The organism is Shewanella sp. SG44-2 (assembly GCF_014164215.1).
In the GTDB taxonomy this organism is placed as follows: Bacteria; Pseudomonadota; Gammaproteobacteria; order Enterobacterales; family Shewanellaceae; genus Shewanella; species Shewanella frigidimarina.
Genome location: NZ_JACJEU010000001.1, coordinates 350,686 through 360,880 on the forward strand (window position 1 = coordinate 350,686; position 10,195 = coordinate 360,880).

General features: G+C 40.4%; 9 protein-coding genes. 6 read left to right on the forward strand and 3 right to left on the reverse strand.

Annotated features, from left to right (window positions below; all coding sequences use genetic code 11):
* Positions 1-67 precede the first annotated feature (67 nt).
* Positions 68-481, forward strand: a complete 414-nt coding sequence (locus tag H5181_RS01475) for a YccF domain-containing protein (RefSeq protein ID WP_059743959.1) — start codon at positions 68-70, stop codon at positions 479-481.
* Positions 482-637: 156 nt separating this feature from the next.
* Positions 638-1,105 (forward strand): EVE domain-containing protein, encoded by a 468-nt coding sequence (locus tag H5181_RS01480; RefSeq protein WP_011637778.1) that lies wholly within the window; start codon positions 638-640, stop codon positions 1,103-1,105.
* Between the two features lie 181 nt (positions 1,106-1,286).
* Here H5181_RS01480 and H5181_RS01485 read toward each other — a convergent pair whose 3' ends face one another.
* Both H5181_RS01485 and H5181_RS01490 read right to left on the reverse strand, forming a co-directional pair.
* Entirely contained in the window at positions 1,287-2,075 is a 789-nt protein-coding gene (locus H5181_RS01485) for a TIGR00266 family protein (RefSeq protein WP_182750006.1), read from the reverse strand.
* A gap of 176 nt (positions 2,076-2,251) precedes the next feature.
* Positions 2,252-3,181 carry a LysR family transcriptional regulator gene (locus tag H5181_RS01490; RefSeq protein WP_182750007.1) on the reverse strand — a complete coding sequence of 310 codons (930 nt, stop codon included), beginning with the start codon at positions 3,179-3,181 and terminating at the stop codon, positions 2,252-2,254.
* Between the two features lie 219 nt (positions 3,182-3,400).
* Between H5181_RS01490 and H5181_RS01495 the strand changes: the two genes are divergently transcribed.
* The 3 genes from H5181_RS01495 (at position 3,401) to H5181_RS01505 (ending at position 6,393) form a co-directional block, all read left to right on the forward strand.
* The gene (locus H5181_RS01495; protein WP_182750008.1) at positions 3,401-4,561 is read left to right on the forward strand and encodes a homogentisate 1,2-dioxygenase; all 1,161 of its coding nucleotides are present in this window, start codon (positions 3,401-3,403) and stop codon (positions 4,559-4,561) included.
* A gap of 70 nt (positions 4,562-4,631) precedes the next feature.
* On the forward strand, positions 4,632-5,672 hold the full coding sequence (gene hppD / locus H5181_RS01500) for a 4-hydroxyphenylpyruvate dioxygenase (protein WP_182750009.1): 1,041 nt from the start codon (positions 4,632-4,634) through the stop codon (positions 5,670-5,672).
* A 103-nt stretch (positions 5,673-5,775) separates the two neighbouring features.
* Positions 5,776-6,393 (forward strand): LysE family translocator, encoded by a 618-nt coding sequence (locus H5181_RS01505; RefSeq protein ID WP_123883308.1) that lies wholly within the window; start codon positions 5,776-5,778, stop codon positions 6,391-6,393.
* Between the two features lie 41 nt (positions 6,394-6,434).
* Here H5181_RS01505 and H5181_RS01510 read toward each other — a convergent pair whose 3' ends face one another.
* Positions 6,435-7,613, reverse strand: a complete 1,179-nt coding sequence (locus tag H5181_RS01510; RefSeq protein WP_182750010.1) for a GNAT family N-acetyltransferase — start codon at positions 7,611-7,613, stop codon at positions 6,435-6,437.
* A gap of 112 nt (positions 7,614-7,725) precedes the next feature.
* On the opposite strand from H5181_RS01510, the gene ggt reads away from it, so the two are divergent.
* Positions 7,726-9,477, forward strand: coding sequence for a gamma-glutamyltransferase (gene ggt, locus H5181_RS01515; RefSeq protein WP_182750011.1), 1,752 nt, complete (start codon positions 7,726-7,728; stop codon positions 9,475-9,477).
* The last annotated feature ends 718 nt before the right edge of the window (positions 9,478-10,195 follow it).

Consider the following 10,195-nt stretch of genomic DNA (forward strand, 5'->3'; position numbering starts at 1 on the left):
GTTAGTTAAAAACATGGCATGAATATGGCTTTATATTAAGTAATATTGACTATTGATAGGATTGAAAATGTCACTTTTACGCTTAATCTTTAATATTGCTTGGTTTTTAATGGGTGGTTTTGTCATGGGACTAGCCTGGTGGCTAGTAGGGGTACTGTGCTTTATCAGTATCATTGGTATCCCATTTGGTCGTGCTTGTTTTGTCATTGGCGAACTTGCTTTCTGGCCATTTGGACAAGAAACCGTTAACCGAAAACACATTTCAGGCCAAGAAGATATTGGCACTGGCACGTTAGGTTTGGTGGGTAATGTCATCTGGTTTTTGTGCTTTGGTATTTGGCTCGCGATTGGTCATCTAGCCCATGCTCTGGCTTGTTTTGTAACGATTATAGGTATTCCTTTCGCGTTACAGCATCTTAAGTTGGCCCTGTTAAGTTTAACCCCTATCGGCCAAACTGTTATTGCCAAACCAACTTATTAACATTCATTAATAACCGTTGAATGACCACTGTTGTAAAAAGCCGATAGTATAATACTATCGGCTTTTTATTTGCCTAATCGCATCAGCAACGTGTACATTGCCATTATTAAGCGCTAAAAGGTTATTCAGCCTCTTTAAAGACAGTAATGGGATCACATGAACTATTGGTTAATGAAGTCTGAACCAGACGACTTTAGTATTGATAATCTACAGATGAGTGAGCAGCAAACCGTTGCTTGGCAGGGTATTCGTAACTATCAAGCACGTAATTACATTCGAGATCAAATCGCCTTAGGCGATGTAGTGTTGTTTTATCACTCTAGCTGTAAAGTACCTGCCATTGTGGGTTTAGCAAAAATTAGCAGTGATGCACAAATCGATATCAGTGCTTTTGATAACCGTTCACCGTATTATGATGTAAAATCTAACACTAATACGCCTCGATGGTGGCAAGTAGATATCCAATTTATGGCCAAATTTTCTAAACCAGTGAGCTTGAAACAATTGAAAGCAGATCTCGCACTGCAAGATATGGTATTAGTGGCTAAAGGTGCTCGCTTGAGTGTTCAGCCCGTCACACCGTTGCAATACCAACATATTATGCAATTAACAATCTTAAAATAATAACGTTAGATTGATGACCTTACATGGGTAACCTTAAGTTAAAACAGAACAGCTCGTCAGCTGACCAGTAAACATTCTAAAAAATCTCCTAAAGACAGCTCAGACTAAGTCAATACAATTAGCTGTAATAGCCTGAGCTCGAATACTAACGGCACAGTGATAAGATCGCGTAATGTCAGAATTAGTTAATCATTCGGCCTATTCCGCCAAGTACAGAACCTTCACCTTTGTCTTTGCCACCACTTGATGGTGCATGAGCAATGATTCTGTCAGCCATACGAGAAAACGGTAAGCTTTGTAACCACACAGTTCCATGGCCTTTTAAGGTTGCAAGGAACAAACCTTCACCACCAAATACCATCGACTTTAATGAGCCTGCACGTTGTATGTCATAATCAATTCCAGGAGTGAACCCCACTAAACAACCGGTATCGACCCGCAATGTCTCACCGTGTAATTCTTTTTTAATCAATGTCCCACCAGCATGCACAAACGCCATGCCATCGCCTTTTAGGCTTTGTAGAATAAATCCTTCCCCACCAAAAAAACCGGTCCCTAAACGTTTATTAAACTTCATACTCACTTGCGTACCTAAAGCTGCCGCTAAAAAGCTGTCTTTTTGGCAGATAAGTTCACCTTGATGTTGAGCTAAGTCAATTGCCAGAATAGTGCCAGGAAATGGTGCAGCAAATGCTACTTTTCGTTTCTGTTGGCCTTGATTGGTAAAGTGAGTCATAAAAATACCCTCACCCGAAATGGCGCGTTTACCAGCACCAAGTAACTTGCCAAAAAAACCGGATTCCGGTTCAGAGCCATCACCCATTCTGGCCTCGAACATAATGTCTTCTTCGAGGTAAGTCATCGCCCCCGCTTCAGCAATCACAGACTCATTTGGGTCTAATTCAACTTCAACCAGCTGCATGCTAGAGCCTATAATTTCATAATCAACTTCATGACTTTTCATGCTCATTTTCATTCCTTAAAAATTTATTTAATGTTTGCAGTTGCCCTGTTCGGTATTAAGGCATTATTTATTATGGATGATTTAAGGTAACAAAATGATCAGCTATTTAACACGACAACATTTCAATATTCTGTAACCAAATTCTGTTGCCACTGCATTCGTTTACCGATTTGTGTCCATCGTTAACCTAAACCTGCACAGCTCAATCCTGATTGATGCTGTAATTGATATTGAGCAAACTCTTCTAAAATAAGCTCAGTAAATAGTTGCCCTGCTCGCCCCAGCGGACGTTCAAGTGTGGACACTAATTGCGGTGTAAAGCTAAACCGATTACCACCAATAAAATCAACTTCAATAAGTTGTCCTTGATGTAATTCTTCGGCAATTAAAAAGTCTGGCATCCAACCAAAACCGAGGCCTTTTAGTAAGGCATTTTTTTTCATGATAAAACCTGATAAATAAAATACTTTATCGCCGCCAAATTGCATTTCATCGCGGTCGCGTTTACCTGGAGATGAATCTTCAATGGTTAACTCAACATGTTGTTGTAACTCAGGTAAACTAATTTCCTTAAGTAGACTTAATGGATGTTGTGATGACGCCACTAGCACACTGGTAATCGTAGGTAACGGTTTAGGATGATACGAGGGGCCAGTACGATAATCCTTAACCAGCATTAAGTCTGCTTGGTCGCGCTCAAAGCGATGCTGCACTCCGCCTAAAAACTCCATATTAAGTTGTACTTTAGTCGGTATATTGTGCTCTGACATGCGCTTAAGCGCAGTCATGATCGGCTCCATCGGTAAAGCACCGTCTATTACTAACTCAAGCTTGGGCTCCCAACCCTGGCTAAAGCGACTGGCAAGATGTTCAATATTGGCTAAATGCTGTAACAGCCGTTGCCCTTCGGCCAAAATCACCTTACCTTCTGGTGTTAATTCCGCTCGATAATGATCTCGATTAAATAATGTCACGCCGAGATGTTGCTCTAGCTTTTTAACCTGATAGCTTACTGCCGATTGTGCCTTGTGTAATCGCTCTGAAGCTTTTGCAAAACTTCCTTCTTCAACAAGTACTTGCAGTACATTAAAGGCATCGATATCTATTCGCATAAGATTTTCACTGTCCCGTTATCCATACACAAATGTAAAGTTAACATAACAATCTAAAAAATAGATTGTGTTGAGTTATTTATTATTCTTTTTTTTGTTGATCTTTACCACTAAATTGTAAGTTAGATCACATATTGGTTTGCCCAATGCGATTAGGCCATAACAACAAATAACATAAACGCCACGACACTCGCAGTCGATTCACCATAGGACAATCACATGCCATTCTATGTTAAGCAAGGTCAGATCCCGACCAAACGCCACATTGCCTTCGAAAAAGATAATGGCGAGTTGTACCGTGAAGAATTATTTTCTACTCATGGCTTTTCGAATATTTATTCCAATAAATATCATCACAATATGCCTACCAAAGCGATAGACGTTCAACCTTACTCGTTATCTCATGGCGAACAATGGCAAGACTCATTAATTCAAAATTACAAATTAGACTCGCGCCAAGCCGACTGCCAAGGCAACTTTTTTAGCGCCCGAAATAAAATATTTTTCAATAATGATGTCGCGATGTACACAGCGAAAGTGACTGAAGATACCAATGACTTTTATCGTAATGCCTATGCTGACGAAGTGGTGTTTATTCACGAAGGTGAAGGCCAACTGTTGAGTGAATACGGCGTCATTGATACCAAAAAATGGGATTACTTAATTATTCCACGTGGGACCACTTACCAACTTAAATTTAACGATTATGAAAATGTGCGCTTATTCGTTATTGAATCATCTTCAATGGTCGAAGTGCCAAAGCATTTCAGAAACGAATACGGCCAAATGCTTGAGTCTGCACCTTACTGTGAACGAGACATTCGTACGCCAACCTTGGCTGATGCCGTGGTTGAAAAAGGTGCGTTTCCGTTAATGTGTAAATTTGGTGAACGCTATCAAAAAATGACTCTGCAATGGCATCCATTTGACCTAGTTGGCTGGGATGGCTGCGTTTATCCTTGGGCATTTAACATCAGTGAATATGCACCCAAAGTTGGCAAGATTCATTTACCACCGTCTGAGCATTTAGTGTTTACAGCACACAATTTTGTCATTTGTAACTTTGTGCCACGCCCATACGATTTTCATCCTAAATCGATACCAGCACCTTATTACCACAACAACATCGACAGCGATGAAGTCTTGTATTACGTCGACGGCGACTTTATGAGCCGTACAGGTATTGAAGCGGGCTATATGACGTTACACCAAAAAGGTGTGCCGCATGGGCCTCAACCTGGTCGTACAGAAGCCTCTATCGGCAAAACCGAAACATACGAATATGCGGTGATGGTTGATACCTTCGCCCCACTGAATTTAACCGCTCATGTCAAAAATTGCATGAGTGATGATTACAACCGCTCTTGGTTAGAAAACTAAGACCACATTTATAGCTAACCCAAGTCACCAAAGAGTGATGGCGTGTTGACATAAAATAAAGGAAAACAAAATGGCAAGCGAACTAAACCCACTGGGCCTGTTAGGCATTGAATTCACCGAATTTGCTAGCCCAGATACTGAATACATGCATCAGGTATTCATCGATTTTGGTTTTTCGATGTTAAAAAAAGCCAAAAATAATGACATTATTTACTACAAACAAAATGACATTAACTTTCTATTGAATAAAGGCCGTGCAGGGTTTTCTGCTGAATTCGCCAAATCTCATGGTCCGGCAATTTGTTCAATGGGTTGGCGTGTAGAAGATGCACAGTTTGCATTTACAGAAGCCGTTGCCCGTGGTGCAAAACCAGCTGATGATGCCAATAAAGATATGCCTTACCCAGCTATTTACGGTATCGGCGATAGCTTGATTTATTTTATTGACACTTTTGGTGAGCAAAACAATATTTATCAAACTGACTTTGTTGATTTAGAGCAGCCTATCGTAACGCCTGAAAAAGGCTTTATGGAAGTCGACCATTTAACCAATAATGTCTACAAAGGCACCATGGAAAAATGGGCTAACTTTTACAAAGACATCTTTGGTTTTACTGAAGTGCGTTATTTCGATATCAGCGGTGCACAAACCGCATTGGTATCTTATGCCCTACGTTCACCGGATGGCAGTTTTTGTATCCCGATTAACGAAGGTAAAGGCAATAACAAAAATCAGATTGATGAATACTTAGGTGAATACAATGGCCCAGGTGTTCAACATCTGGCATTCAGAAGTCGCGACATTGTGGCCTCACTTGATGCAATGGAAGGCACCTCAATCAAAACGCTGGATATTATTCCTGAATATTACGACACCATTTTCGAGAAGTTGCCACAGGTGACCGAAGATCACGATCGTATCAAACATCATCAAATTTTGGTTGATGGTGATGATGACGGTTATTTATTGCAAATTTTCACTAAAAATCTTTTTGGGCCTATCTTCATTGAAATCATTCAACGTAAAAATAACCTTGGCTTTGGCGAAGGTAACTTTACTGCGTTATTTGAATCAATCGAACGCGATCAAATGAAACGCGGCGTGCTGTAATTTTATAGACACGAAGTGATACATAAAAACCAGCAAATTGCTGGTTTTTATCATTTTAGGCCTTTACACTCTGCCATCTACATTCTAATTAAAGACCTTTCCAATGCCAGATTACGCCGTACTCGCCGTGTTTATTCCAACGTTCTTTTTTGTGTCTATCACCCCTGGTATGTGCATGACTTTAGCCATGACACTCGGCATGAGTATTGGTGTACGCAGAACCTTATGGATGATGTTAGGTGAATTAGTAGGCGTGGCGTTGGTCGCCATTGCAGCAGTACTTGGGGTTGCCAGCATCATGCTAAATTACCCACAGGTGTTCGATATTCTTAAGTGGGTGGGTGGTGCTTACCTTGGTTACATTGGCATTAATATGTGGCGCGCTAAAGGAAAAATGGCCATCATTACTGGCCTTGAAGTGAAAACTAGTCGCATGAGCTTAATCAGCCAAGGGTTTATTACCGCGATTGCCAACCCTAAAGGTTGGGCTTTTATGATTTCACTATTACCGCCGTTTATTAATGTTGATAATGCCGTTGGGCCACAACTCGCCGTTTTGCTTGGTATTATAATGGTCACCGAAAGTGTGTCGATGCTGGCTTATGCCAGCGGCGGTAAGAGTTTACGATTATTTTTAAGTCGAGGCGATAATATCCGCTGGATGAATCGTATCGCCGGAAGTTTAATGATACTGGTTGGTATTTGGCTAGCGCTAGGCTAACCCAGAAAGCACATTTGATGAGTAATTAACCTCATATTATTTTATGTATTATCAATTGACTTATACGGCAGTTGTTCGCACATTTGCTGTATATAAATGTCGATATGAGCTTGCTCTTGTTGACAAAAAGCACCGATGGCATCATTAAAACCTTCATGAGCAACAAAATGGCTTGAGGTGGTTTTAACCGGGCGAAAACCTCGCGCTACTTTATGTTCGCCTTGTGCACCAGCATCAAAAACGCTTAATTTATTAGCAATAGCGTACTCAATGCCTTGGTAATAACATGCTTCAAAATGGACATGGTCACATTCAGTTAACGCTCCCCAATAGCGACCATATAAATGCGTGTCTGACACAAAATATAAAGCTGATGCCACTAATTGTGCGTCACTATTTTCAATCAATAATAATCGTATCATTGAGCCCATTTTTGCTGCTATCTGCTCAAAGAATGCTGCCGACAAATACCCTTTATGACCCGAACGCTTTAAATAAGTATTTTGATAACAGCGCACAAAATTCTGCCATTGCTCTGCACTCGCCTTATCGCCATCTATAAATCTGAACTGTAGTTGCTGCCTTGCAGAAATTCGTTCTTTAGTGATGTTTTTGCGTTTACGTGAGGTTAATGTACTGAGAAAGTCATTAAAATCAGCATAGTTTTGGTTGTGCCAATGAAACTGACAACCAACACGATCCATTCCCCCTGCTTGTGCAAACTGAACATGTTGCTCGGTATTGGTAAATAAACAATGCCAAGATGACCAGCCCTGTTTCATAACGGTTTGTGACAGATAGGTTTGAATACCGTCAATCAAGTGTTGTTGATCGTGTTTTGGTAACCTTGGATCAATACCAATACGCCGCCCTGTAGTAGGAGTGAAAGGTACACTGCTCACGAGCTTGGGGTAATAATCTATATTATGACGCTCATAAGCTTCTGCCCATGCCCAATCAAACACATATTCGCCCCAAGAATGACTTTTAAGGTACAACGGCATTAATGCAATAATATTATCGCCATCCATCACCATAAGGTGCATCGGTGTCCAGCCTGTTTCAGTGCTAACACAGCGACTCATTTCCAGAGCGGATAAATATTCATGGCGCGTAAAAGGATGAGATGATCCAAAAAAAGTATTCCATACTAAAGAATCTATATTGCTAATACTATTAACAAATTTATATTGATAAACTCGCGTTTGTGTTTGTTCCACCCACACCTACCCTATAATAATTAATGCTCAACCGTTAAAACTCATACCAATTGTTGCTATCCTGTGGCATGTTCTATCACAATATCTTCTCAATACACACCAAGGATTGATCGTGACACGATTCCCTAAGTTAACCCCGCTTTTTTTGAGCACCGCATTAACTCTTACACTTTGTTATCCTGCACTTCATATTGCTGACAGCCAGGCAAATGAAGCTTCAATCTTTAGTGAAATGGCAACGGCTCAGCCAATCTATGCTAAGCATGGCATGGTTTCAAGCCAAGAAGCATTAGCCAGTCAAATTGGCGTTGAAATTTTAAAACAAGGTGGCAACGCAGTCGATGCGGCGGTAGCCGTGGCATATGCACTTGCAGTAACCTTACCTCGCGCGGGTAATATTGGTGGTGGTGGTTTTATGCTAGTGCATTTAGCCGAGCAAAATAAAACCATTGCTATCGATTACCGTGAAACCGCGCCTGCTAAAGCGCACAAAGATATCTTCCTTGATGAACAAGGCAATGCAGTTGACAAACTCAGTCGTGAGCATGGACTAGCTGTGGGCGTACCTGGAACCGTTATGGGGATGGAACTGGCCTTAAAACAATATGGCACCATGAAAATGGCGCAAGTGATCAAGCCTGCGATTAAGCTCGCCAAAGACGGTATAGTTGTTACTTCAGATCTATCAAACTCATTAGCGGGCCTTAAATCTCGTATTACTCAATGGCCAAGTTCAGCAGCAATTTTCTACCATGCCGACGGCAGTAATTATCAAGTCAATGAATTGCTCAAACAACCCGAGTTAGCACAGTCATTATCTTTGATTGCCCAGAAAGGTAGCAAAGGGTTTTATCAAGGTGAAACGGCTAAGAAAATTGTCTCTGCAGTACAGAATGCGGGCGGCATAATGAGTTTAACTGATCTGGCTAACTATAAAGTGATTGAACGCGAACCTGTGCGGGGTAATTACCGAGGTTACGAAGTGGTTTCTATGCCGCCACCATCTTCAGGTGGTATCCATATTATTGAAATGCTCAATGTACTCGAGCAATTCCCCATTGATAAATTAGGCCACAACACCGCAAACACTTTGCATCTTATGGCCGAAACAATGAAATATGCTTATGCAGATCGAAGTGAGTATTTAGGTGACCCTGATTTTGTTAATGTGCCAGCTAAACAATTGACTAGCAAAGAATACGCTAAAGAGATTGCCAGCAAAATCGCTATTAATAAAACCACACCTAGCAGCGAAATAAAACCTGGAAACCTTGCGCCGTATGAGAGCGATCAAACTACCCACTTCTCAGTTATCGATAAATGGGGCAATGCCGTAGCTAATACTTATACTCTTAATTTTAGTTATGGTTCTGGCTTAGTCGCTAAAGGCACGGGCATTTTATTAAACAATGAAATGGATGACTTTTCGGCTAAACCCGGCACACCAAATGGTTATGGCTTAATTGGTGGTGACGCAAATGCGGTAGAAGGAAATAAGCGTCCTCTCAGTTCAATGAGTCCTACTATGGTGATGAAAGATGGCAAACCTTTCATTGTTACCGGCAGCCCTGGTGGCTCACGGATTATTAATATTACGCTGCAAATGATCATGAATGTGATTGATCATAACTTAAACATTGCCGAAGCAACCGCTGCTGCACGTATGCATCACCAATGGTTACCTGATTTTATTTGGGTGGAACATACATTGAATCGCGATACGATTTCATTACTTGAAGCCAAAGGTCACAAAGTGAAAGTGCAAGAGTCGATTGGCAGTACTCAATCGATAATGATGACAGAGCAAGGTCTTTTTGGCGCTTCAGACCCAAGACGCGCAGGTTCTGCCGCCATCGGCTACTAATACCGTAAACCATTCAAAATAATGCAATAGCGGCTTTAAATAATGTAAAGCCGCTATCATTAATTATTAATAACAAGAATGAATGAGTTATAACTTAATTTAACCTTAATGAAATTAACATCAATCAACAAATGCACCAAAATCAATACTCAACATACTTAAAAATATTGTATCGTTTTATACAATGTAAACGCTCAATATTATTAATGCTCATAAAAAATAAAGGCAACAGTTAGAATAACAACAAAATCAATGTATTGAATTAAAGCCCCCCTCCCGCCATTAAAAAATTAGATTATTTCAAACACTACAAACATTAAATCCTTCTGGTGTCTCACCGTTATTATTTTTTCGCCGTAATTATTCAACCCAAAGTGAATGTTAATATTTTAAGTCACTACTGAAACTGTTATTATCGCCATCAGTTTAGACCTTCCTAAATTAACAAAAGGCCCCATGCAGCTCATTAATTTAAAAATCAAGCATCGAATTGCCCTGCTAACCTTTGTCGCTATCGTGTCATTTGTCATTTCGATTATCATCAATAATCAAACTGGCAAAAGTAATGCACAACGCTTAAATGGACTTCAGAATCTGACGAATCCCCATGAAATAACAAACAGGAACAATAAGATATTTTAAATTAGGTGGGAACATTCATGGCATTTGGTGATCAAATTTATCGCCAAACAAAAATTACCACGAGTAAATGCCATGA